The 21929-nt window shown below is 56.1% G+C and carries 24 protein-coding genes; 17 read left to right on the forward strand and 7 right to left on the reverse strand.

The window, feature by feature from the left end:
* Position 1: 1 nt before the first annotated feature.
* Together urtE and zinT are read left to right on the forward strand one after the other, a co-directional pair.
* Positions 2-700: an urea ABC transporter ATP-binding subunit UrtE gene (gene urtE, locus SPG90_RS06750; RefSeq protein ID WP_045399259.1), complete on the forward strand. Its 699-nt coding sequence runs from the start codon at positions 2-4 to the stop codon at positions 698-700.
* 52 nt (positions 701-752) lie between these two features.
* Complete coding sequence (gene zinT / locus SPG90_RS06755; RefSeq protein ID WP_322408034.1) at positions 753-1394, forward strand: metal-binding protein ZinT; 642 nt, start codon at positions 753-755, stop codon at positions 1392-1394.
* Between the two features lie 46 nt (positions 1395-1440).
* Here zinT and ydeE read toward each other — a convergent pair whose 3' ends face one another.
* Positions 1441-2634: an efflux MFS transporter YdeE gene (gene ydeE / locus SPG90_RS06760; RefSeq protein ID WP_196349987.1), complete on the reverse strand. Its 1194-nt coding sequence runs from the start codon at positions 2632-2634 to the stop codon at positions 1441-1443.
* Positions 2635-2827: 193 nt separating this feature from the next.
* Here ydeE and eamA point away from each other — a divergent pair, with 193 nt between their 5' ends.
* Positions 2828-3730: an O-acetylserine/cysteine exporter gene (gene eamA, locus SPG90_RS06765; RefSeq protein ID WP_322408035.1), complete on the forward strand. Its 903-nt coding sequence runs from the start codon at positions 2828-2830 to the stop codon at positions 3728-3730.
* 32 nt (positions 3731-3762) lie between these two features.
* Here eamA and marB read toward each other — a convergent pair whose 3' ends face one another.
* The 3 genes from marB to marR are packed head-to-tail and all read right to left on the reverse strand — an operon-like array spanning position 3763 to position 4849.
* The gene (gene marB, locus SPG90_RS06770; RefSeq protein ID WP_023311774.1) at positions 3763-3981 is read right to left on the reverse strand and encodes a multiple antibiotic resistance protein MarB; all 219 of its coding nucleotides are present in this window, start codon (positions 3979-3981) and stop codon (positions 3763-3765) included.
* A gap of 32 nt (positions 3982-4013) precedes the next feature.
* On the reverse strand, positions 4014-4394 hold the full coding sequence (marA, locus tag SPG90_RS06775; RefSeq protein ID WP_008502237.1) for an MDR efflux pump AcrAB transcriptional activator MarA: 381 nt from the start codon (positions 4392-4394) through the stop codon (positions 4014-4016).
* 20 nt (positions 4395-4414) lie between these two features.
* On the reverse strand, positions 4415-4849 hold the full coding sequence (marR, locus tag SPG90_RS06780) for a multiple antibiotic resistance transcriptional regulator MarR (RefSeq protein ID WP_008502236.1): 435 nt from the start codon (positions 4847-4849) through the stop codon (positions 4415-4417).
* Positions 4850-5104: 255 nt separating this feature from the next.
* Between marR and SPG90_RS06785 the strand changes: the two genes are divergently transcribed.
* Entirely contained in the window at positions 5105-5770 is a 666-nt protein-coding gene (locus tag SPG90_RS06785) for a MarC family NAAT transporter (protein WP_023311775.1), read from the forward strand.
* A gap of 43 nt (positions 5771-5813) precedes the next feature.
* Here the strand turns inward: SPG90_RS06785 and SPG90_RS06790 are convergent, their stop codons facing one another.
* Complete coding sequence (locus SPG90_RS06790) at positions 5814-7010, reverse strand: sugar transporter (protein ID WP_045399264.1); 1197 nt, start codon at positions 7008-7010, stop codon at positions 5814-5816.
* Between the two features lie 177 nt (positions 7011-7187).
* On the opposite strand from SPG90_RS06790, the gene SPG90_RS06795 reads away from it, so the two are divergent.
* The 3 genes from SPG90_RS06795 (at position 7188) to SPG90_RS06805 (ending at position 9362) form a co-directional block, all read left to right on the forward strand.
* Positions 7188-7976 carry a PhzF family phenazine biosynthesis protein gene (locus tag SPG90_RS06795; protein WP_126787339.1) on the forward strand — a complete coding sequence of 263 codons (789 nt, stop codon included), beginning with the start codon at positions 7188-7190 and terminating at the stop codon, positions 7974-7976.
* Between the two features lie 27 nt (positions 7977-8003).
* The gene (locus SPG90_RS06800) at positions 8004-8795 is read left to right on the forward strand and encodes a PhzF family phenazine biosynthesis protein (protein ID WP_059445496.1); all 792 of its coding nucleotides are present in this window, start codon (positions 8004-8006) and stop codon (positions 8793-8795) included.
* 84 nt (positions 8796-8879) lie between these two features.
* On the forward strand, positions 8880-9362 hold the full coding sequence (locus tag SPG90_RS06805) for a GNAT family N-acetyltransferase (protein ID WP_029741250.1): 483 nt from the start codon (positions 8880-8882) through the stop codon (positions 9360-9362).
* Here the strand turns inward: SPG90_RS06805 and ptrR are convergent.
* Positions 9316-10194, reverse strand: coding sequence for a putrescine utilization regulator PtrR (gene ptrR / locus SPG90_RS06810; RefSeq protein ID WP_045399275.1), 879 nt, complete (start codon positions 10192-10194; stop codon positions 9316-9318). The two genes, SPG90_RS06805 and ptrR, sit on opposite strands and share 47 nt — an antisense overlap.
* 98 nt (positions 10195-10292) lie before the next feature.
* On the opposite strand from ptrR, the gene sad reads away from it, so the two are divergent.
* The 9 genes from sad to SPG90_RS06855 all read left to right on the forward strand — a co-directional run bounded on the left by sad (position 10293) and on the right by SPG90_RS06855 (position 20671).
* The gene (gene sad, locus SPG90_RS06815) at positions 10293-11681 is read left to right on the forward strand and encodes a succinate-semialdehyde dehydrogenase (RefSeq protein WP_322408036.1); all 1389 of its coding nucleotides are present in this window, start codon (positions 10293-10295) and stop codon (positions 11679-11681) included.
* A 122-nt stretch (positions 11682-11803) separates the two neighbouring features.
* Positions 11804-13393, forward strand: coding sequence for a methyl-accepting chemotaxis protein (locus SPG90_RS06820; RefSeq protein WP_045399282.1), 1590 nt, complete (start codon positions 11804-11806; stop codon positions 13391-13393).
* A gap of 62 nt (positions 13394-13455) precedes the next feature.
* Positions 13456-14382: a glutaminase B gene (gene glsB, locus SPG90_RS06825; protein ID WP_023311792.1), complete on the forward strand. Its 927-nt coding sequence runs from the start codon at positions 13456-13458 to the stop codon at positions 14380-14382.
* A complete protein-coding gene (locus SPG90_RS06830) occupies positions 14382-14738 on the forward strand; it encodes a DUF4186 domain-containing protein (protein ID WP_322408037.1) in 357 nt (118 codons plus the stop codon). The genes glsB and SPG90_RS06830 overlap by 1 nt, the downstream gene beginning before the upstream one ends.
* Before the next feature lie 113 nt (positions 14739-14851).
* Positions 14852-16291 carry a GGDEF domain-containing protein gene (locus SPG90_RS06835; RefSeq protein ID WP_248193552.1) on the forward strand — a complete coding sequence of 480 codons (1440 nt, stop codon included), beginning with the start codon at positions 14852-14854 and terminating at the stop codon, positions 16289-16291.
* 119 nt (positions 16292-16410) lie between these two features.
* Positions 16411-17376 (forward strand): sensor domain-containing diguanylate cyclase, encoded by a 966-nt coding sequence (locus SPG90_RS06840; RefSeq protein WP_023311795.1) that lies wholly within the window; start codon positions 16411-16413, stop codon positions 17374-17376.
* Positions 17377-17458: 82 nt separating this feature from the next.
* Complete coding sequence (locus SPG90_RS06845) at positions 17459-17986, forward strand: GNAT family N-acetyltransferase (RefSeq protein ID WP_045399290.1); 528 nt, start codon at positions 17459-17461, stop codon at positions 17984-17986.
* 118 nt (positions 17987-18104) lie between these two features.
* Positions 18105-19556 carry a tagaturonate reductase gene (locus tag SPG90_RS06850; protein WP_322408038.1) on the forward strand — a complete coding sequence of 484 codons (1452 nt, stop codon included), beginning with the start codon at positions 18105-18107 and terminating at the stop codon, positions 19554-19556.
* 200 nt (positions 19557-19756) lie between these two features.
* Positions 19757-20671 (forward strand): bestrophin family protein, encoded by a 915-nt coding sequence (locus tag SPG90_RS06855; RefSeq protein ID WP_213751200.1) that lies wholly within the window; start codon positions 19757-19759, stop codon positions 20669-20671.
* Here SPG90_RS06855 and SPG90_RS06860 read toward each other — a convergent pair.
* Positions 20659-21207, reverse strand: a complete 549-nt coding sequence (locus tag SPG90_RS06860; protein WP_322408039.1) for a GNAT family N-acetyltransferase — start codon at positions 21205-21207, stop codon at positions 20659-20661. The genes SPG90_RS06855 and SPG90_RS06860 overlap by 13 nt on opposite strands.
* A gap of 134 nt (positions 21208-21341) precedes the next feature.
* On the opposite strand from SPG90_RS06860, the gene SPG90_RS06865 reads away from it, so the two are divergent.
* Positions 21342-21929: a hypothetical protein gene (locus SPG90_RS06865; RefSeq protein WP_322408040.1), complete on the forward strand. Its 588-nt coding sequence runs from the start codon at positions 21342-21344 to the stop codon at positions 21927-21929.

The raw sequence follows: 21929 nt of genomic DNA on the forward strand, positions 1-21929 counted from the left end.
GATGTTACAGGTTAACGAACTGAATCAGTATTACGGCGGCAGCCATATCCTGCGCGGCGTGAGTTTTGAGGCCGTCACCGGAGAAGTCACCTGCCTGCTGGGGCGCAACGGCGTCGGGAAAACCACGCTGCTGAAGTGTCTGATGGGGCTGATCCCGGCGAAAACCGGGGAGGTCATCTGGCAGGGTAAAAAGATCACCCACAGCAGGCCGCACCAGCGGGTGCAGTCTGGCGTGGCTTACGTCCCGCAGGGCCGCGAGATTTTCCCGCGCCTGACCGTGGAGGAGAACCTCCTGCTGGGGCTATCACGATTTTCCGCCCGCGAGGCGAAGCAGGTCCCGGATGAGATCTGGCAGCTGTTTCCGGTGCTTAAAGAGATGAAGCATCGCCGCGGGGGCGATCTCTCCGGTGGACAGCAGCAGCAGCTGGCGATTGGCCGCGCCCTGGCGAGCCGTCCGCAGCTGCTGATTCTGGACGAACCGACCGAAGGCATACAGCCGTCGGTGATTAAAGAGATTGGACAGGTGATCCGCACCCTGGCGAACCGAGGCGACATGGCGATCCTGCTTGTCGAACAGTTTTACGACTTTGCCGCCGAGCTGGCCGACAGCTACCTGCTGATGTCCCGCGGCACCATTATCCAGCGCGGGCGAGGCGAAAACATGGAGCAGGAGGGCGTGCGCGGCCTGGTTGCGATTTGAAATGTTATATTATAACATTCTCATTCTTATAAAACGGAATGAGGGCGTTACTTTGGCTGCACATATTGGAAAATTTGCCATGACTCTGGGGGCGCTGCTGGTCAGCGGCCAGCTGTTTGCTCACTCGCACGGCCATCAGATGACCGAAGCGGAACAGCGGGCGGCAAACGGCGTGTTTGAGGATAAGGACGTCAAGGACAGAGCGCTGTCAGACTGGGACGGGACCTGGCAGTCGGTCTATCCATTCCTGCTGGACGGTTCGCTGGATCCGGTGTTTAAACAGAAAGCGCAGAAGGACAAAAGCAAAACCTATGACGAGGTGAAAGCGTACTACCGCACGGGCTATGCGACGGACGTGGATGCCATCGGCATCGAAAACAACGTGATGGAATTCCATAAGGGCAAAGCGGTCAGCCGCTGTCAGTATGATTACAGCGGCTACAAAATACTGACCTACGCATCGGGAAAAAAAGGCGTTCGCTATCTGTTTGAATGTAAGGATGCCGGCAGCAAGGCGCCGAAGTTTGTTCAGTTCAGCGACCACACCATCGCCCCGAAGGCCTCTTCCCATTTCCACATTTTCATGGGCAACACCTCCCACGAGGCGCTGCTGAAAGAGATGGATAACTGGCCGACCTATTATCCGAATGAGATGTACAAAGAGCAGGTGGTAGAAGAAATGATGCACCACTGATGCGTTATTGCCGGGTGGCGGCTACGCCTCACCCGGCCTGGAAGCGCTACGCCACGTTGGGCGTTTCACACCACGCCTTCACGCTCATCCCGCGCAAAATCATCAGCCACGCAATGACGATGGCGACCATCATGATGACAAATAACGACCAGTGCGGCAGGTTGGTCAGAATAATACCGGTGATCATCGGGTTTGCCGCCGCGCCGAGCCAGCCCAGCGCCTGAGCGGAGAAATAGCTCGCCTTCATCCCCGGCGGGGCAATGTTGTCGATCAGCATGTATTCGCCCGGTGCATAGATAATCTCACCCAGGGTAAATATGGCGGCAGCGATGCCCCAGTAAACCAGGTTTTCTCCAGAGACCATAAATCCCCCCAGCCCCACGATAAAAAACAGGGTGGCGAGGGTCATCAGCGGGCGAATATTGCTGGCAGAGATCTTGCGGCCCAGCGCGTACTGCAGCGTCACCACCACGGCGGCGTTGACGGGCAGTACCACGGCAACGACCTTCTGCGCAAAATCGCTATCGGCATGGGCGGCCAGAACATACTGCGAAATGCAGCTGGCGAACGATCCGCCCACGTAAGAGGCGAGCAGGCCAGAGAGCGTATACCAGAACAGCGCGCGGTCTTTCAGCAGCACCGACGGCTGCCAGGGCATCTTCTCCTCTGCGGTATCCAGCGCAACGCTTTTCTGCACGAAGAAATGGATGAATCCGAGCGGCAGCGCGGCGCAGAAGGCCGCCAGCCAGAACGGCAGCTGCAGGCTGTACATCACCAGCAGGGTGCCAATCGGCGGCCCGATCGTCCAGCCAATGTTCAGGAAGCTGTAGTTAAGCGAGAAGACGCGCGCTTTCTGGCTCGTGGTGAGCACGTCGGAGAACCAGGCCTTCAGCACCGTCGAAAAGACGGAATAGGCGCAGTTGATCAGCGCAAAGAACAGTACCACCAGCGTGACGTTATCGACCAGCGGGATCGCGACAAATCCGGCGATGAAAGCCACGATCGCGATCAGCATGTAGCGCTTTTTATCAAACTTATCGGCAAGAATGCCAAATCCCAGGCTGAACACTACGCCGATGGTCAGCGCAATCGTCAGGGCATAACCAATATTCTCAACGCTCATGCTGTAGACGCGCGTGAGATAAATGGTCATAAACGGCAGCGTTGCCCCCCGACCAATGGTTAATAACAATGACGATGCCAGCAGCGCTGCGGTTGAGCGCCTGAGAGATGGTTTCATATTCCTGCCCGACAGTTGCTTATGCTTTTTATGTTGTGTCCTAAAAGGAGTATCACGACATAAGGGGCTTGTATAGCACCTGATTTATCCCTAAGTGCTTCAGCTGCCTGCCAGAATTAATGATCTTCTCGCCGCCCGCTTTTTTCTGTTACCTTGAACTGTTAACAAATAATTAATAATTCAGGGGCAGGGTATGACGCGTAAAGACGGACTGCTGGCGTTGATGGTGGTCGTAGTATGGGGGCTGAATTTTGTGGTCATCAAGCTGGGGTTACACAACATGCCGCCGCTGATGCTGGCCGGTTTGCGTTTTCTGCTGGTCGCATTCCCGGCCATCTTCTTTGTGGCGCGTCCAAAGATCCCCTTTAAACTGCTGCTGGGCTACGGTCTGACCATCAGCTTCGGCCAGTTCGCGTTTCTCTTCTGCGCCATCAAGTTCGGTATGCCGGCCGGTCTGGCCTCGCTGGTCTTACAGGCGCAGGCGTTCTTTACCATTATTCTCGGCGCCTTCGTATTTGGTGAACGTCTGCAGGGCAAACAGCTGGCGGGCATTACGCTGGCGGTGTTTGGCGTTCTGGTGCTCATTGAAGCCAGCCTGAATGGTCAGCATGTGGCGCTGCTCGGCTTTATGCTGACGCTGGCGGCGGGGCTGAGCTGGGCCTGCGGGAATATCTTCAACAAGCTGATTATGCAGCACGAGGCGCGTCCGGCGGTGATGTCTCTGGTGGTCTGGAGCGCGCTGATCCCGATAATCCCGTTTCTGGCGGCGTCGTTTATTCTGGATGGTCCGGATGTGATGCTGAACAGTCTGGTCGAAATCGATCTGACCACAATCCTTTCTCTTGTCTATCTGGCCTTTGTCGCCACCATTGTGGGCTACGGGATCTGGGGATCGCTGCTGGGGCGCTATGAAACCTGGCGTGTTGCACCGTTATCCCTGCTGGTGCCGGTGGTGGGACTGGCCAGCGCAGCGATTTTGCTGGGTGAAACGCTAAGCGCGCTGCAGCTGTTTGGCGCCGTGCTGATCATGGCCGGGCTGTATATCAACGTGTTTGGTCTGCGGGTTCGTCGGGCGACGCGGGTAAGAAAGGCATAAAAAAAGCCCCGCGTCTGCGGGGCAAAAACGAATCAGAGGCCGTGCTGATTATAATAAGGCACGCCTAATTCGTCGGATTTGTCGCTACCAGCACCCATATGATTGAAATCATAAGGCGACTGGTCATGTGCGGACGGCAAAATTATCGTATCAGGATTATTTTGCTGCGTTGCACGAGGGGTTTGCTCCGCGAAGGTCTGGCTGGAGAACAGCACCAGCAAGGCGAGGGCGGCGGAGGCGGTAACTTTCATGATTTCCTCGGTTACGTCTTTACAGGCGATGATTAACTACAGTGTTTTAACGGATACAGGTAGCGGGATTCGCCCGGCACGCTGGTGATTCGGTACTTATGAGGCGGCACGTCAAAATAGTTCTTGAACGTACGCGTCAGGGTTTGCTGCGATTCAAATCCGTAACGCTCCGCCAGATAAAGGATCGGCTCATTGCTTTCTTTCAGTTTCTGGGCAATTTCCGTCAGCTTGCGGCTGCGAATGTATTGACCTAATGAATGACCGGTCTCTTTTTTGAACATCCGTTGCAGGTGCCATTTGGAGTAACCTGAACGCTCTGACACTTTTTCAAGGGAGAGCGGCGATTCCAGGTTATCTTCGATCCAGTCCAAAATGCTATGAATGGTGATAGCGTCAGTATTGCGTCTGGACATCGTCATACCTCTTTTTCTGTTTACGGCAGTATTTTCTTGAGCAAAAGCTCAAGGGTTGCCACTTCATCTGCCGTTAAGTTTTTTGTTAGTTCCTGATGCAGTGTTTGTCCTACTAATTGATGACATTGCTCGCACATGGCCGCGCCATCGCTGGTTAGCTTCACCAGTACGCCGCGTTTGTCATTCGGGTTAGGGCTTCGTTCTATCCATCCTTTGCAGACGAGACGATCGAGCATGCGGGTTAACGCGCCCAGATCGACAGAGAGCACCTTTTTCAGCTCAACCGGTGTAATACACACTTCGCAGCGAATGGAACACAGCACTTTGAACTGTGTTGCGGTGATATCCAGCGGTGACAGATAGTCATTGAGCAGGCGATCTTTTTTCTGATTTACCATATGAATAAGACGACCCAGCGGAACAACGTCGTTAAAGATATCACTGGTGCTTTTCACAATGGTTGCCCTGGCAAGTAGTTAGTCACGGCAGATATTATTGCTCAGGCAAGTATAAGTCAACTGAATGAGTCAGCCGATGCCACGAATTGCTAAAACGTTTCATGAACTTTTTTTGAGGTCTTTCAAATCATATAGATAACTGTGAGTTATCTTTCCAGGACGGAAATAATCGTTGCGTTGCGCCCATGGCTCAATGTCACACTTTCACCCTATAATTGCTGTGTTAAATATGGATAAGGACGACAACGCACTATGTTGGATTTAATAAAAGCAATCAGCCTTGGGCTGGTGGTCTTGCTGCCGTTGGCTAACCCGTTAACGACGGTGGCGCTGTTCCTCGGGCTGGCAGGGAATATGAACAGCGCCGAGCGCAACCATCAGTCGATGATGGCCTCGGTGTATGTGTTTGCCATCATGATGGTGGCTTACTATGCCGGACAGGTGGTGATGAACACCTTCGGGATTTCCATCCCTGGCCTGCGTATCGCCGGGGGGCTGATTGTGGCCTTTATCGGTTTCCGCATGCTGTTCCCGGCGCAAAAAGCGCATGAGTCGCCGGAAGCGGCCAGCAAATCGGAAGAGCTGGAAACCGAACCGAGTGCGAATATCGCCTTTGTGCCGATTGCCATGCCGAGCACGGCGGGGCCGGGTACCATCGCGATGATCATCAGCTCCGCCTCGACGGTGCGTGACAGCGCAACCTTCCCGGACTGGGTGCTGACGGTTGCGCCACCGCTGATTTTTGCGATTATCGGGGTTATCGTGTGGGCGTCGCTGCGCAGTTCTGGCGCCATTATGCGCTGGGTAGGCAAGGGTGGTATCGAGGCGATTTCCCGGCTGATGGGCTTCTTACTGGTCTGTATGGGCGTGCAGTTTATTATTAACGGCGTGCTGGAAATTATTAAGACCTATCATTGATGTGATTGCCGGGTAAGGCGAAGCCGCCACCCGGCAAGAAGGCTCACCCGTGCTGACCCTGCTCTTCCAGCGCCACCGGCCATTTACGGAAGATGAGCACCGACCATATCAGCGCCACCAGAGCCGGAATGGCGCCAAGATAGCCAATCGCCGACATTGATACGTGCAGTATTACCTGATTTCCCACCAGCGCGCCCGCGCCAATCCCCAGATTGAAAATCCCTGAGAACAGCGACATGGCGACGTCCGTTGCATCCGGTGCCAGGGCCAGGACCTTCACCTGCATGCCCAGACCAATAATCATGATCGCCACGCCCCAGAACAGGCTGAGGATCGCCAGATGGCTTTCACTGCCTGCGGCAGGCATCAGCAGCAGCAGGCAGGCCAGCAGCAGACCGATAGCGCAGCTCACCAGCGTCGACGCATGCCGGTTACCCAGCTTACCGAACAGCACGCTGCCAATAATGCCCGCTCCGCCGAGGATCAACAGCAGGACGGTGGCAAAGCTGGCGCTAAAGCCCGCTACCACCTGCACAAAAGGTTCAATGTAGCTGTACGCCGTGTAATGGGCCGTCACCACAATGACGGTAAGCAGGTAGATACCCAGCAGCGCCGGGCGACGCATCAGCAGCGGCAGGCTTTTCAGCGAGCCGGAATGCTCGCTGGGCAGCGCGGGCAGCAGCTTAATCAGGCATACCAGCGTAACCAGTGCGCCCATACCGATGGCGAAGAACGTCGTACGCCAGCCGAAGTATTGCCCCACGATGCGGCCAATCGGCAGACCCAGGACCATCGCCAGTGCGGTACCGGTGGCAATCAGGCTCAGCGCCTGGGCGCGTTTCCCTGCCGGAGCGAGACGAATAGCCAGCGACGCGGTGATCGACCAGAACACCGCATGGGCAAAGGCAATGCCGATGCGGCTAATGACCAGCACCGTAAAATTCCACGCCATAAACGACAGGACATGGCTGGCGATGAACAGCACAAACAGACCGATCAGCAGCCTGCGCCGCTCCATCTGGCTGGTCAGCAGCATAAACGGCAGGGACATCAGCGCCACTACCCAGGCGTAGATGGTCAACATAATGCCCACCTGCGCCGTCTCCATCTGGAAACTTTCAGCGATGTCAGACAACAGCCCAACCGGAACAAATTCTGTGGTATTAAAAATAAACGCGGCAATAGCCAGCGTGACCACGCGTAGCCACGCAACCCTGCGGGAAACTGTGTTCGTTGTCATAGGGATGTCGGAGATTCGTTGCTGAAAAGAAGAGGAGACGATCTTAAAACGTTGAACGGCGAAAACTCAACCATTATGTGACGCAGATCTCAATATTTACCTTATGAAAGCGGTAGCCGGGAACGCCGTTTTCATTGAATATAAAAGAACAACACAATAAAAACAGGCGGTAAGACAATGCAGGAGATTGATTTTTATCTGGTAGATGCGTTCAGCGATACCTCATTTGGCGGCAATCCGGCCGCCGTTTGCCCGCTCAAGGAATGGTTACCCGATGAGACCTTGCTGAAAATGGCGCAGCAGCATAATCAGTCGGAGACGGCTTTTTTCGTCTGCAGTAAAGGGGGCATTGAGCTACGCTGGTTTACCACGCTTACCGAAGTCAATCTCTGCGGCCACGCTACGCTTGCGGCCGCGCACGTGCTGTTTACCGAGCTGGATTACCCGGATTCGCGGATCCACTTTGATACCGCCTCTGGCCGCCTGACGGTCAGCCGGGAGGGGGAGTGGATGACGCTGGATTTCCCGGCATGTCCAACCCATCAGGAGACACCCCCGCCGGAGATGCTCTCGGCGCTGGGTATCAGCCGCTACGTTGAAGCCCGTAAAGGGCGCGCCTGGCTGATCGTTCTGGAGAATCGCCAGCAGGTTGAAGCGCTTGCGCCACGCTTCTCGGCGATGACGCCAGGCGAGCATAAGGTGAGCGTGACGGCGCGCGGTGAGGGGGAATATGATTTTGTCAGCCGATTTTTCTCACCGGGCGTTTCCGTCCCGGAAGATCCGGTCACCGGCTCCGCGCACACCATGCTGATCCCTTACTGGAGCGAAAAGCTGGGCAAAACCACGATGTTTGCCCGTCAGGTTTCAGCGCGCGGCGGCGACGTACGCTGCGAGCTGAAAGGTTCGCGCGTGCTGATGAGCGGGCAGGCCGCGCTTTATCTGAAAGGCACAGTTTTTCTGCGCTAAAAACCCATAACAAGAGAGGAAGAGACAATGCAGGAAATTGATTTTTATCTGGTGGATGCCTTCAGCGATAAAACCTTTGGCGGCAACGCCGCTGCGGTATGTCCTCTGGAAGAGTGGCTGCCGGACGAAACGCTGCTCAAAATGGCGCAGCAGCATAACCAGTCTGAGACCGCCTTTTTCGTGCGTACTGACGGCGGGTTTGAGCTGCGCTGGTTCACCACGCTGGATGAAATTAACCTGTGCGGTCACGCTACGCTTGCCGCATCGCACGTCATTTTCGAATACCTTGATTATCCGCATACCGAAATCACCTTCACCACCCGCTTTGTCGGCGAGCTGACCGTCAAACGCAGCGGCGACTGGCTGACGCTGAACTTCCCCGCGTGGTCGACGGAGGTTGTCGAGAACCCACCTGCGCTGCTGTTTAGCGCGCTGGGCATCACCGCGGCAAAAGAGGTGCGCGTCGGACGCGATTACATGGTGGTGCTGGAGAGCCAGCAGCAGGTTGAAGCGTTAACGCCGGATATCGGGGCCATGCTTCCGCTGGATAAAATGGTCTGCGTGACGGCCCCGGGAGAAGAGTATGACTTCGTCAGCCGCTTCTTCTGTCCGGGCGAAGGGGTGCCGGAAGATCCGGTCACCGGATCCGCCCACAGCATGTTGATCCCTTACTGGAGCGAAAAGCTGGGCAAAACGTCACTCAATGCCCGCCAGGTGTCATACCGTGGCGGGGATCTGCGCTGCGAGCTGAAGGGCGACCGCGTGCTGATTGGCGGCCAGGCTACGCTGTATCTGAAAGGGCGGATCTTCCTGCGCTAGCTGAGAGACGCGCTATAAGTTAATACTATGAACCACCCCGGCAGGCCTGAGCTATGTTGATATAAAAACAGCAAGGAGCCTGCCATGTATTCCATTACCTCTGAATCTGCACGTCATCCGGACATTCTCAACCTGATCGCGGCGCTTGACCGCTACCAGAGCGAACTCTATCCCGCCGAAAGCAATCATCTTCTCGACCTGTCCGCGCTGCCGGAAGCCTCGCTGATTCTGATGGTCATTCGTGACCAGCAGCTGCACGCCGTGGGCTGCGGCGCCATCGTGCTCAACGGCGACGGAACGGGGGAGATGAAGCGGGTCTATATCGATCCGGCCCATCGCGGGCAGCATCTGGGTGAAACGCTGCTGGCCGCCCTGGAAGATGAGGCCCTGAGCCGTCATTGCCACACGGTAAGGCTGGAGACGGGCATCAAACAGCGCGCCGCGGTTCGCCTGTACGAGCAGTGCGGGTATGATTTGCGGCCGGCGTTTGCCCCGTACGCTGACGATCCGCTCAGCCTGTTTATGGAGAAGGCGCTGGTTGAAGACGTTCGTTTAGCAGCGCTATAAACGCTTCCAGCTGGCGGGTCATCGCCCCGCGCCGCCACACCAGCCAGGTTGTAAGCCAGCGCCAGTTTTCCGCCAGCGGCCAGGCTTCAACCTGATGATGTCCCGGCATACTCTCCAGCATCGAGCGCGGCATCAGCGCGATGCCCGCGCCCGCAATGACGCAGGCGAGCATGCCGTGGTAGGACTCCATCTCATGAATGCGGCCGGGGGTCGCTCTGTCCGCATGAAACCAGCTTTCCAGATGTCGACGGTACGAGCAGTTCGCGCGAAAGGCGTAAACGTCGTTACCGCTGACCTGCGTAGCGCGGGCGACCTCCGCGTGCCCGGCAGGCGTGACCAGCATCATCTCTTCCCGGTAGACCGGCATGCCCTCCAGCTCCGGGTGCGACAGCGGCCCGTCGACAAAGGCGGCGCTTAAGGTGCCCTCCAGTACGCCATCAATCATCGTCCCGGAAGGCCCGGTAGAAAGGGCAAACTGAATGCGCGGATAGCGCTGGTTAAACTGCGCCAGCGTTTCGGGAATGCGTACGGCGGCGGTGCTTTCCAGCGCGCCGAGGGCAAATAACCCCTGCGGCTCATCACCCGCGACGACCATGCGCGCTTCATCCACCAGGGCTAGGATTTGCCTGCTGTAGCGCAGGAAGTTATGCCCGGCTGGAGATAAGCGCAAACGCTGGTTCTCACGAATAAACAGCTCAACGCCAAGATCGGCTTCCAGCTGGCGGATGCGAGTGGTCAGGTTAGACGGCACGCGATGCACCTTCTGCGCCGCCTGGGTGATGCTGCCCGTCAGCGCGACGGCGTTAAACATTTCAAGCTGGGTTAAGTCCATAGCATTCTCGTTTCGTGAATAAGGTGGTTAGTATTATTCATTTTTAAGAAATAGCAGAGTGAGCCACAATCAATCAACCGAAATGCGTGGAGAACATCATGAAATATTCATCTGCTACACATGCCCTGTCCGTTAACCCGGCAACGGGGGAAACCCTCGGTGCCTTCGCCTGGGCGACGCCGGAAGAGGTTGAACGCGCGATTTATCAGTCAGACGCGGGGTATCGCCAGTGGCGACGCGAAAGCGTGTCCCATCGGGCGCAGAAGCTGCGGGATCTCGGCGCCGCGCTGCGAAATCGCGCGGAAGAGATGGCGCAGACCATCTCCCGTGAAATGGGGAAACCCATCCTGCAGGCGCGGGCTGAAGTGGCAAAATCCGCCGATCTGTGCGACTGGTATGCCGAGCATGGCCCGGCGATGCTGCGTGCGGAACCCACGCTGGTGGAAAACCACAACGCTGTTATTGAATACCGTCCGCTGGGGCCGATTCTCGCGGTAATGCCCTGGAACTTCCCGCTCTGGCAGGTGCTGCGCGGCGCGGTGCCGATCCTGCTGGCAGGTAACAGCTATCTGCTTAAGCATGCGCCAAACGTGCTCGGCTCTGCGGATCTTATTGGGCAGATCTTTGCGGATGCCGGTTTCCCTGAAGGCGTATTCGGCTGGGTGAACGCCACCAATGACGGCGTAAGCCAGGCGATTAACGATCGCCGTATTGCGGCGGTGACCGTCACCGGCAGCGTGCGTGCCGGTGCGGCCATTGGCGCGCAGGCAGGAGCCGCGCTGAAAAAATGCGTTCTTGAGCTGGGTGGCTCCGACCCGTTTATCGTTCTCAACGATGCCGATCTGGATCTAGCTGTGAAGGCGGCGGTGGCGGGTCGCTATCAGAATACCGGACAGGTGTGCGCGGCGGCCAAACGCTTCATTGTGGAAGCGGGGATTGCAGACACCTTTACCCGCCGCTTCGTCGACGCCGTCGCCGCGTTAAAGATGGGCGCGCCGGAAGAAGAAGAGAACTACCTGGGCCCGATGGCGCGTTTTGACCTGCGCGATGAGCTGCATCAGCAGGTGCAGGCCACCCTGGCCGAAGGGGCAACGCTGCTGCTGGGCGGAGAGAAAATCAGCGGAGAGGGCAATTACTACGCGCCAACCGTGCTGACCAACGTCACCCCGTCGATGACGGCGTTCCGCCAGGAACTGTTTGGTCCGGTCGCGACCGTTACGGTAGCAAAAGACGCGGAGCACGCCCTGACGCTTGCCAACGACAGCGACTTTGGCCTGTCCGCTACCGTCTTCACCGCTGACGCAGCGCTGGCGGATAAATTCTCCCGCGAACTGGAGTGCGGCGGGGTGTTTATCAACGGCTTTAGCGCCAGCGACGCGCGCGTGGCCTTCGGCGGCGTGAAGAAAAGCGGCTTTGGTCGCGAGCTTTCCCACTTTGGGCTGCACGAGTTCTGCAACATTCAGACGGTCTGGAAGGATCGCGTGTAATTTATCGCCCGCCTGTGATTTCGGCCCTCATCAGGAGGGCCGTTGTCATTTATCTGCAATGGTTCTGTCATTTTCATTTCGTAGACTCGCACGCGTCTAACGCCTTGTTAATGAAGATAATTATGAACATAACGCAAATTTTTCGCCGTATTGCGCAGCGTCTCACCCCTCGTCACTTTGGCCTGCTGACGGGTATCTTTTGCATTATTGGCCTTTTCTCCGCGCTGCAGCTCTCCTCCTCATTCCTGCTTAACGCTTCCCTGAACGACGCCCAGCGCAACGAGCAGCAAAACCTTCTCGCCTGGCAGCAGCAGAGCAAGCTGGATCTGGCCCGTGTTTCCCTGCTGGCGGCAAGCGACCTGCTCAACCGGTCCGGCGTCTGGTTTATGCAGGATAAAGAGACCGGCTCCGACGGAAGCTGGCACAGCCTGATGGATGATGCGCAAAAGGCGCTGGCGGTTTCTCAGCAGGCGTGGAAGGCCTGGCTGGCGCTGAATCCGCCGAAAGACGACGCCCTGGTGAACAGCTATCAGCTTTTTTACGGCGCGATCAACGAGCAGGCTGAAGGTTTGATTAAGACCAACACCATCGACGCGTTTTTTGCCGTACCGGCTCAGGCGTTTCAGTCTGATTTTAACGACAACTATGCGCGCTATCAGCAGGCAAGCGAGAAGCAGGCCATGCAGGGGCGTCAGAGCTTAATGGCGCAGCTCACCGGCCTGCAAACGTTGTTCCTGTTTGCGCCGGTGCTGTTGCTTGCCATCGCGGCTGTCGTCTGGTTCGGCATGTCCAGATGGGTGATTACGCCGCTACGTCGGTTGATAGCGCATATTAACCGGCTGGCGGCAGGGGATCTCTCCGGCACCCCGCCGAACGTCATGCGCTTTAACCGGGAGATAGGTCAGCTTAGCGACAGCATTGCGACTATGCAGCACGGTCTGCAGCAGCTGGTGACGCAGGTCAGCCATGCCACCGCAACGATGGTGGAGAACATTGACTCCCTTGCGCAGGGTAACCAGAAGCTGTATCAGCAGTCAGCGCGCCAGGCAAAAGAGCTTGAGGATGTGACGGCGCATATTGCGGCGCTGGAAAGCCATGTGGAAGGGAATACCGGCTATGCCAGGCTCGCCAGCTCGCGGGCCGATGAGGCGCGTCAGGCGGCCGTGGGCGGCGACCGAATGATGTCTACCGTGAATGCGTCTATGCAGGCGATCGTCGACCGATCTTCTGAGATGCGCGGGATCGTGGCGATGATCGACAGCGTGGCGTTTCAGACCAACATCCTGGCGCTGAATGCCGCCATCGAGGCGGCCCATGCCGGAAACCAGGGGCGCGGCTTTGCCGTCGTCGCCAGGGAAGTCGGGCTTTTGGCCAGAAAAAGCAGCCACTCGACGCAGACCATTCAGGAGCTGATCAACCGTTCGCTGCGGGGCATTGAAGACGGTTCCCGTGCCGTTAACCTGATGGAAGAGAATCTGCAGCAGGTCACCGGTCTGGTGGGGAATTTAAGCAGTTTGCTTAATGAGATCTCAACCGCCACGCTCAGCCAGGGAGACAGTATTCACCAGATGACGCGCCAGCTTCAGGCGCTGAATCAGGTCTCCCGTCAGACGGACCTGCTGGTCTCAGACGCCTCGGATGCCTCTGAGCGGCTGCAAAAGCAATCCGATCTTTTATTGCAGGCCGTTTCGCGTTTTCGTCTTAGCGCCTGACGCAATACATAAGCCTCTGTTATACTCGCAGCCCGTTTTAGCCTGAGGGCAAGGAGCAAAGTGTGGCTGCGGTCATCCATAATGAGATGTTGGACGAGATTCTGGCGCAGGTTCGTCCGTTAATTGGAAAGGGGAAGGTTGCCGACTATATTCCGGCCCTTGCCTCGGTGAGCGGGAATAAGCTGGGGATTGCTATCTGTACCATCGACGGACAGCGATACCAGGCAGGCGATGCGACTGAGCGTTTTTCCATTCAGTCCATTTCGAAAGTGCTGAGTCTGGTTGCGGCGATGCGCCAGTATGAAGAAGAAGAGATCTGGCAGCGTGTCGGTAAAGATCCTTCCGGCCAGCCTTTTAACTCGCTGCTTCAGCTCGAGATTGAACAGGGTAAACCGCGAAATCCCTTTATCAATGCCGGGGCGCTGGTGGTCTGCGATATGCTGCAAAGCCGCCTCAGCGCACCGCGTCAGCGAATGCTGGAGATTGTTCGCCAGCTCTCTGGCGTTGACGATATTGCCTATGATGCGGTGGTGGCACGCTCGGAGTTTGAACACTCCGCCCGTAACGCGGCTATCGCGTGGCTGATGAAATCCTTCGGTAATTTCCACAACGACGTGGCGACCGTGCTGCAAAACTACTTCCATTACTGCGCCCTGAAAATGAGCTGCGTTGAGCTGGCCCAGACGTTCCTGTTCCTTGCGCACCAGGGGCACGCGCCGCATCTCGATCAGGAGGTGGTTTCTCCGCTTCAGGCCCGGCAGGTTAACGCGCTGATGGCCACCAGCGGGATGTATCAAAACGCCGGTGAGTTTGCCTGGCGCGTTGGGCTTCCTGCTAAATCGGGCGTCGGCGGCGGGGTCGTGGCGATTGTGCCGCATGAAATGGCGATAGCCGTCTGGAGCCCGGAACTGGATGAAACGGGAAATTCCCTTGCCGGCGTGGCGGTTCTGGAGAAACTGACCCAGCGTCTGGGACGTTCCGTATACTGATGTCCGATCTGGATCCTCTCTTTTCCCGCCTGGCGCGATCGACATTTCGCTCGCGCTTTCGCTTAGGCGATAAGGAAAGACAGTACTGCTGGGACAAAGGCCCCGAAACCATTGAGCGGCACGCCGCGGATTTTGTCGAAAAGCGCCTTGCGTCCGCGCACCCCGCCAACGACGGTAAACAGACGCCCATGCGCGGTCACCCGGTATTTATCGCCCAGCATGCCACCGCAACCTGTTGCCGGGGCTGTCTGGCAAAATGGCATAACATTCCACAGGGCGTAACGCTCACGGCGCAGCAACAAAATTATATCGTCAGCGTCATCCACCACTGGCTGGTGCTGCAGATGAACGCCTAAATTTGACGAGTTATACTCCCGTGGTATTTGTGTTATAGATGCATCCCAAGTTAGTCCCGATCGTGCTGACGACCGCAATAATTGCCATAAGCTCTCATATGGAATGATATTTAATGCGTTCTGCTCTTACCGCTATCAGGCCGTTCCAGGTTGACACGCCGCTGCGAAATGCAGCGACGATCTTCATCCTTACAACCTTATTCTATTTTGTGGGCGCGGAATTACGGCTCGTTGAGGCCCTGTCGCTGTTCTGGCCGCTGAACGGCGTCATGGCAGGGATTTTCGCCCGCTATGTTTACCTGAATCGCCTGCATTACTATGCGGTATGTTATGTCGCGATGCTGTTGTACGACGCGGTAACGACCAACTGGGGGTTGGCCTCAGTGACGATCAACCTATCTAACATGATCTTTATCGTCGTTGTCGCCGTGCTGGTTCAACGCGACAAGCGGCTGATGAAGAAAACCCCCGATCCGCTTAACGCATTACGCCTGTTTAACTACTGTCTGATTGCCGCGCTGCTTTGCGCCTTGCTCGGCGCGGTAGGGTCGGTCGGGATTGACAGTCATACCTTCTGGCCGCTGTTTGCCGACTGGTTTAGCGAGCAGTTCTCAACCGGCGTGCTTGTTGTGCCCTGTATGCTCACGTTACGCATGCCCGGGCGTGAGCTCAGGCTACGTCTGGAGCAGCTGCTGCCGGTGATTGCGCTGATCGTCTCGGTGATCGCGTCGGTGGTGATTGGCGGAGCGGGGAGCCTCTCGTTTCCTCTGCCTGCGCTTATCTGGTGTGCGGTTCGTTACTCGTTGCCTGCGACCTGTCTGCTGACGTTTATCACGGGCGCCACTGAAATTATTCTGGTCGCCAACTCGATTATTAATATTGCCGTGGCGACGCCGTTTACGACGCCAATGATGTTTTCAGCCCGGCTGGGGATCGCCACGATGGCGATCTGTCCGGTGATGGTTTCCGTCAGCATGGCGGCGATTAATTCCCTGATCCGCCAGGTTTCACTGAGGGCGGATTATGACTTTTTAACGCACGTCTACTCGCGTTCCGGGCTTTATGAGGCGTTAAAGCATGAAGAGACGCACCGGCATACGCGTTTTCTGACCGTCATGCTGCTGGATATTGATTATTTCAAGAGCATTAATGATAACTACGGCCACGAGTGCGGAGATCGCGTGCTGGCGTCGTTTGCCCGACAGGTTCAGCAGGTCGTCGGTGAAGACGGCATGGTGGCGCGCATGGGCGGGGAAGAGTTCGCCGTGGTGGTCAATTCAGGCGACGCGCAGCATGGTTTTGAACTGGCTGAACGTATCCGATCCACCGTTGCCAGTCATCCTTTTACATGGCGTCACCAGACGCTCTATCTGACGGTCAGCATTGGCCTCGGCAGCGGAAAGGCTGAGTCCTGGCAGCTGACCGAGGTCTTCAACAAGCTCATGGCCGAAGCGGACGATCATCTCTATCGTTCCAAAAAAGCGGGTCGAAACCGTACCAGCGCCCGGGTGGCGGACGAGCAAATTGCCGCGCCCTCCGGGAGTGAAACATAGCTGCGTTAATCGTCATAAGGCATTGACGTGAATAGTAAGCGGCTTAACAGGACGTCAGAACACTGACAATGTCTCTGTTTAAGCTACGCTTTTAGTAACGCTTTACGTCAGGAGACATTATGAAAGCACCTGCAACCCCTGAAAATGAAACAGACAGACTCAACTCGCTACGAGAATCAGGTCTGCTTGAGATTGACAGCTCCCCGGCGTTTGACCGCTTAACGCGTCTGGCAAAACGCTTCTTCCAGGTGCCGCTGGCGATGGTCAATCTCATTGATGAGCATTCGCTGATCGTTAAGTCGGCCGACGGTCAGGCACCCGGAAGCGTTCCGCGTAATATCTCATTTTGCGGGCATACGATCCTCACCGAAGCGCCGCTGGTGGTGGGGGATATGCTTCAGGACGATCGCTTTGCGGATAACCCGCTGGTGGCCGGTGAGCCTCGCGTGCGGTTTTACGCGGGCTTCCCGCTGCGCCTGCGCGACGGCGCAAGCGTTGGCTCGCTGTGCCTGATTGATTACGCTCCCCGCGAGTTTTCTGCCGCCGACCTCGCCGTGCTGGGGGACCTTGGCGCGCTGGCAGAGGATGAATTTGCTGCCATCAGCGCGGCGACCACGGATGAATTAACCGGGTTATTCAACCGTCGGGGCTTTAATCAGCTCGTGCGGTTCACGCTTTCCGTTGCCCGACGTCGCGCTGAGCCGCTCACGCTCGGCTGGCTGGATTTGGATCGCTTTAAGGAAATTAACGATCGCTTCGGGCATGAAGAGGGGGATAAGGCGCTGAAAGCGATGGCGCAGCTGATGCGCGCCTCTTTCCGTGAGGCGGATCTGCTGGTGCGTTTTGGCGGGGACGAGTTCGCCGTGCTGTTCGCGGATACGGATGAGCAGGGCGCCTGGATTGCCATGCAGTATCTTGCCGAGCAGGTAGAAAACTATAACGCCCGCAAGCTACATCCCTGGTCTCTCCATTTCTCGTGGGGGCTCAGTGAATTCGATCATAACGGCAACGACCTGCAGCAGTGGTTAAAAGATGCCGATGAAAAGATGTATGCCATGAAACAGCAGCGCCAGCGCGCCCGGTAACATAACAAAAGCGTATGTCCGATCCGTTTGCGTTAAGAAGATGTTAAATGCACAGTGACGGTATTCAACGTAAGGAAAAACAATGAATACCTCACTGCAAATTAAAAACCTCACCCGAGACGACATTCTCACCCATCTTGATGCGCTGGCCGCGATCCTCGAAAACTGTGTGAGCGGCGGGGCATCCGTCAGCTTTATACTTCCCTTTAGTCTGGATAAGGCTCGTTCGTTCTGGCGCGGCATCGCTGAAAGCGTAGGGCGCAACGAGCGCCTCGTGCTGGCCAGTATCGACCCGCAGGACGGCGTCATCGGAACGGTGCAGCTGATCGTCGACCAGCCGGAAAACCAGCCGCATCGCGCCGATGTGGCGAAGCTGCTGGTTCACGAGAAAGCGCGCCGGAAAGGTGCCGCGATGGCCTTGATGGAAGCGCTTGAAGCGGAGGCGCGGGCCAGAGATATTTCGGTTCTGGTGCTCGATACCTCCACCGGCAGCGGCGCCGAGACGTTCTACCAGCGCGCCGGCTGGCAAAAGGTGGGGGAGATCCCGCGCTATGCCCTGATGCCGGATGGCGCCATGACGGCCACCTCCGTGTTCTATAAGTTCTTATGATTATTTTGTACAACTACACCGTGGATTGATCAAAACAGGGTTTCTGGTCGTTAAGTTTTGATAAGTTATCGTACCAATCTTATCAGGCTGTATGACTAATCATAAAAGGAACCCTCTTGTGAACACGCTCAACCGTCGTGATTTTCCCGGTGCTCAATACCCGGAACGCATTATTCAGTTTGGTGAAGGCAACTTCCTGCGTGCGTTTGTCGACTGGCAAATTGACCTGCTAAATGAACATACCGATCTTAACGCCGGTGTGGTTATCGTTCGTCCTATTCAGAGCGACTTCCCGCCGTCGCTGAACACTCAGGATGGTCTCTATACCACTATCATTCGCGGCCTGAACGGGCAGGGTGAAGCGGTGAGTGAGAGCCGTCTTATCCGCTCGGTTAACCGGGAGATCGACGTCTACGGCCAGTATGATGCGTTCCTGAAACTGGCGCACAATCCGGATATGCGTTTTGTTTTCTCAAACACCACCGAAGCGGGTATCAGCTACCACGCGGGGGACAGATTCGACGATGCCCCTGCGGTAAGCTACCCGGCGAAGCTGACGCGGCTGCTGTTTGAGCGCTTTAGCCACTTCAACGGTGCAGCGGATAAAGGCTGGATCATCATTCCGTGCGAGTTGATTGACTACAACGGCGCTGCGCTGCATGAACTTGTCCTGCGCGATGCGCGGGAGTGGGCCCTGCCTGCGGCCTTTATTCAGTGGCTAAATGACGCCAACAGCTTCTGCTCTACGCTGGTCGACCGTATCGTGACCGGTTACCCGCGCGACGAAGCGGCCACGCTGGAAGCTGAGCTGGGCTATCACGATGGGTTCCTGAATACGGCTGAACATTTCTATCTGTTCGTTATCCAGGGACCGGCATCCCTTGCACAGGAACTCCGTCTGGATAAGTATCCGTTAAACGTGCTGATTGTCGACGACATCAGGCCCTACAAAGAGCGCAAAGTCGCTATCCTGAACGGCGCACACACCGCGCTGGTGCCGGTGGCATTCCAGGCCGGGCTGGATACGGTGGGCGAGGCGATGAATGATGCAGAGATCTGCGCGTTCGTCGAAAAAGCGATTTATCAGGAGATTATTCCTGTCCTCGATCTGCCGCGTGACGAGCTGGAATCTTTCGCCAGCGCGGTAACTGGGCGTTTTCGCAACCCTTACATCAGACACCAGCTGCTCTCCATCGCGCTCAACGGCATGACCAAATACCGCACCCGCATCCTGCCGCAGCTGCTGGCAGGTCAGAAGGCAAGCGGACAACTGCCCGCGCGTCTGACGTTTGCGCTGGCTGCATTGATAGCGTTTTATCGCGGGGAGCGTAACGGGGAAAACTACCCGGTACAGGATGATGCATTCTGGCTGGAACGTTATCAGCAGCTGTGGGCACAGTACCGCGATCGGCAGTTGAGCACCCGTGAGCTGGTGCAATCTGTGCTGAGCGTGAGCGAGCACTGGGAACAGGATCTCACGCAGGTCTCCGGACTTGTCGACCAGGTCACCCTGGATCTTGACGCCATTCTCCTGAAGGGAATGCGTACAGCGGTGAAACCCCTGTGCTAATGACGTCACCCGGCTTCGGCCGGGTTTAATTACATCTTAATTTAGTTACAACATACTATTTGCTCTTTTTTTAAAACCACATGCAGCACCGTGCGGTTATCGCTAAACAGGTCATAAAATTCAATGTTCCGTTAACATGCTTGCAACCGTGAGGGGGATCACGTTTAATAGTCACGCTCTTTTCCTGCTTGAAACTCACTATGATTGTTCGTCCTAAACAGCACTGGCTACAACTGATTTTTGTCTGGCACGGTTCGGTACTGCCTAAGATCTATACCCGATTGCTGCTCAACTTCCTGCTTTCTATCGCCGTTATCCTGATGCTGCCGTGGTATACCTCGCTGGGCATCAAATTTACCGTGGCGCCATTTAGCATTCTCGGCGTGGCGATCGCTATCTTTCTCGGTTTCAGAAACAACGCCTGTTATTCACGCTACGTTGAGGCTCGCCTGCTGTGGGGGCAGCTGATGATAGCGGCACGCTCGCTGTTTCGCGAGGTAAAAAACACCTTGCCTGACGATAAGCACCTTGGCGAATTTGTCCGCCTGCAGATAGCTTTTGCCAACTGCCTGCGTATGACCCTGCGCCGGGACCTGAACGCCGAAAAGCTCTCTCGCTATCTTGCTCCGGATGATTTACGCCACGTGATGAGCGCCAACTCGCCGGCGAACCGTATTTTACTGATCATGGGGGAGTGGCTGGCCGTGCGGCGGCGAAACGGCCAGCTTTCAGACATCCTGTTCCACAGCCTGAACAACCGTCTGAACGATATGTCCATCGTCCTTTCCGGATGCGAGCGCATTGCGACCACGCCGGTACCGTTTGCCTACACGCTGATTCTGCACCGCACGGTGTATCTGTTCTGCATCATGCTGCCGTTCGCGCTGGTTGTAGATCTGCACTACATGACGCCCTTTGTCTCGGCCCTGATTTCCTACACCTTTATCTCGCTGGACACCCTGGCGGAAGAGCTGGAAGACCCGTTCGGCACAGAAGATAACGATCTGCCCCTGGACGCCATCTGCAACATGATGGAACGCGATCTGCTGCAGATGAACGATGAAGAGAACATTCCGGAAAGGCTAATGCCGGATAAGCATTATCAGCTGACCTGACGGGCGTTCCACTCGTCGCGGGTGATTTCCCAAAGTTCAGAATCCAGCATGCCGCTGACGTAGGCTTTTTGTTCCGTTCTGATAAGCCGCATGCCGCTACTGTCTGAAATACGCCGGGAGCGGCTGTTGGCGGCGGCTTTCGGGGCGCGCAATACGGGTTTGTTTAGGGTATTAAACCAGAAATCCGTCGCGGCAATGCTGGCTTCGCGCATGTATCCCTGGCCCTGAAACTCCGGCGCGAGCCAGAACCCGCGGTTGTTATCCTCGACGTCGTACAGGCAAATAATGCCCATCAATTCATCCGGCACCTCACGTCGCCGGATGCTCCAGAACCAGGCAATCCCTTTCGCCACATCCGGCAGCGCCACGTTGTTGACATAGTTTTCCGCGCCGTTATCCGGGTAGGGCCAGGGCACGGAGGAGACCATATACCGGACGATCTCCCAGCGCGGATAAAGCTTTTGTATCTGGGCCGCATCTTCAGCAACCAGAGGTTTTAGCAGTAAGCGTTCTGTCGTGAGCGTCGGTATCGTCATCCGCTGATCTCCATATTTAAGCGTTATGCTTTTGTTTGTGTTCTGGTATTTTCATCTCTATCACATTCAGTTGAGGCGCGCTGGGTTTATTACCTACCAGAAATGGACATCATTTCTTTAATGGCGAAATATTGATGAGTTTTGTGTCTCTTTTAACCGGACGGGTTTTCCAGGATCTCCTGCAGCATGGCAAAGAGATAGAGGAGGCTATTGCTCATCGTGATACCCGTCTCTTTAATCATTCCACGCCAGAGCTGGAACGGTATTTTTCGCGTCCTCTCAGCGAGCTTCCGCGTCAAAATCCTTATCCGGTAGCGGTGCTGTTACCTCTTTTTTTAGTGGCGTTTGCGTTAAACCTTCTGCCTTTTCTCAGCGCATTGCAGGGGTTGTCACCTTTACATCATGCATTGAGCTTTTTCGTACCATCATTGACGATGACAGGCGCACTCATTGTGATAAGCGTAATCCTGGCTCGAGGTAAGACGTCTGGATTGTTGAGCTTTATGGCATTGTTCATCATTCTATTGATAGCGACCCTTATTCAGGGGCTATATCTCCTGTTTTCTCATGACGGAGGTCTTTGGCCACTGGTCATCGCATCATCCGCGCTGTTACTTTGTCGGATGGTTATGAACAGCAGAGGCTTTGTGCTGTTTACGCTCTATTGTCGTACTCAGCGTCTTGCCAGACTGGCACGGGAAATGCGACTAAAAAGCCGTTAA

The sequence above is a fragment of the Enterobacter sp. D2 genome (assembly GCF_034427575.1).
Classification (GTDB): domain Bacteria; phylum Pseudomonadota; class Gammaproteobacteria; order Enterobacterales; family Enterobacteriaceae; genus Enterobacter; species Enterobacter cloacae_M.

What these genes read in the sequence shown, in the direction of transcription:
- urtE (WP_045399259.1), top strand. Translation starts at nt 2, where the DNA reads ATGTTACAGGTTAACGAACTGAATCAGTATTACGGCGGCAGCCATATC.
- ydeE (WP_196349987.1), bottom strand. Translation starts at nt 2,634, where the DNA reads ATGAAACCATCTCTCAGGCGCTCAACCGCAGCGCTGCTGGCATCGTCA.
- eamA (WP_322408035.1), top strand. Translation starts at nt 2,828, where the DNA reads ATGACGCGTAAAGACGGACTGCTGGCGTTGATGGTGGTCGTAGTATGG.
- marB (WP_023311774.1), bottom strand. Translation starts at nt 3,981, where the DNA reads ATGAAAGTTACCGCCTCCGCCGCCCTCGCCTTGCTGGTGCTGTTCTCC.
- marA (WP_008502237.1), bottom strand. Translation starts at nt 4,394, where the DNA reads ATGTCCAGACGCAATACTGACGCTATCACCATTCATAGCATTTTGGAC.
- SPG90_RS06785 (WP_023311775.1), top strand. Translation starts at nt 5,105, where the DNA reads ATGTTGGATTTAATAAAAGCAATCAGCCTTGGGCTGGTGGTCTTGCTG.
- SPG90_RS06790 (WP_045399264.1), bottom strand. Translation starts at nt 7,010, where the DNA reads ATGACAACGAACACAGTTTCCCGCAGGGTTGCGTGGCTACGCGTGGTC.
- SPG90_RS06795 (WP_126787339.1), top strand. Translation starts at nt 7,188, where the DNA reads ATGCAGGAGATTGATTTTTATCTGGTAGATGCGTTCAGCGATACCTCA.
- SPG90_RS06800 (WP_059445496.1), top strand. Translation starts at nt 8,004, where the DNA reads ATGCAGGAAATTGATTTTTATCTGGTGGATGCCTTCAGCGATAAAACC.
- SPG90_RS06805 (WP_029741250.1), top strand. Translation starts at nt 8,880, where the DNA reads ATGTATTCCATTACCTCTGAATCTGCACGTCATCCGGACATTCTCAAC.
- ptrR (WP_045399275.1), bottom strand. Translation starts at nt 10,194, where the DNA reads ATGGACTTAACCCAGCTTGAAATGTTTAACGCCGTCGCGCTGACGGGC.
- sad (WP_322408036.1), top strand. Translation starts at nt 10,293, where the DNA reads ATGAAATATTCATCTGCTACACATGCCCTGTCCGTTAACCCGGCAACG.
- SPG90_RS06820 (WP_045399282.1), top strand. Translation starts at nt 11,804, where the DNA reads ATGAACATAACGCAAATTTTTCGCCGTATTGCGCAGCGTCTCACCCCT.
- SPG90_RS06830 (WP_322408037.1), top strand. Translation starts at nt 14,382, where the DNA reads ATGTCCGATCTGGATCCTCTCTTTTCCCGCCTGGCGCGATCGACATTT.
- SPG90_RS06835 (WP_248193552.1), top strand. Translation starts at nt 14,852, where the DNA reads ATGCGTTCTGCTCTTACCGCTATCAGGCCGTTCCAGGTTGACACGCCG.
- SPG90_RS06840 (WP_023311795.1), top strand. Translation starts at nt 16,411, where the DNA reads ATGAAAGCACCTGCAACCCCTGAAAATGAAACAGACAGACTCAACTCG.
- SPG90_RS06845 (WP_045399290.1), top strand. Translation starts at nt 17,459, where the DNA reads ATGAATACCTCACTGCAAATTAAAAACCTCACCCGAGACGACATTCTC.
- SPG90_RS06855 (WP_213751200.1), top strand. Translation starts at nt 19,757, where the DNA reads ATGATTGTTCGTCCTAAACAGCACTGGCTACAACTGATTTTTGTCTGG.
- SPG90_RS06860 (WP_322408039.1), bottom strand. Translation starts at nt 21,207, where the DNA reads ATGACGATACCGACGCTCACGACAGAACGCTTACTGCTAAAACCTCTG.
- SPG90_RS06865 (WP_322408040.1), top strand. Translation starts at nt 21,342, where the DNA reads ATGAGTTTTGTGTCTCTTTTAACCGGACGGGTTTTCCAGGATCTCCTG.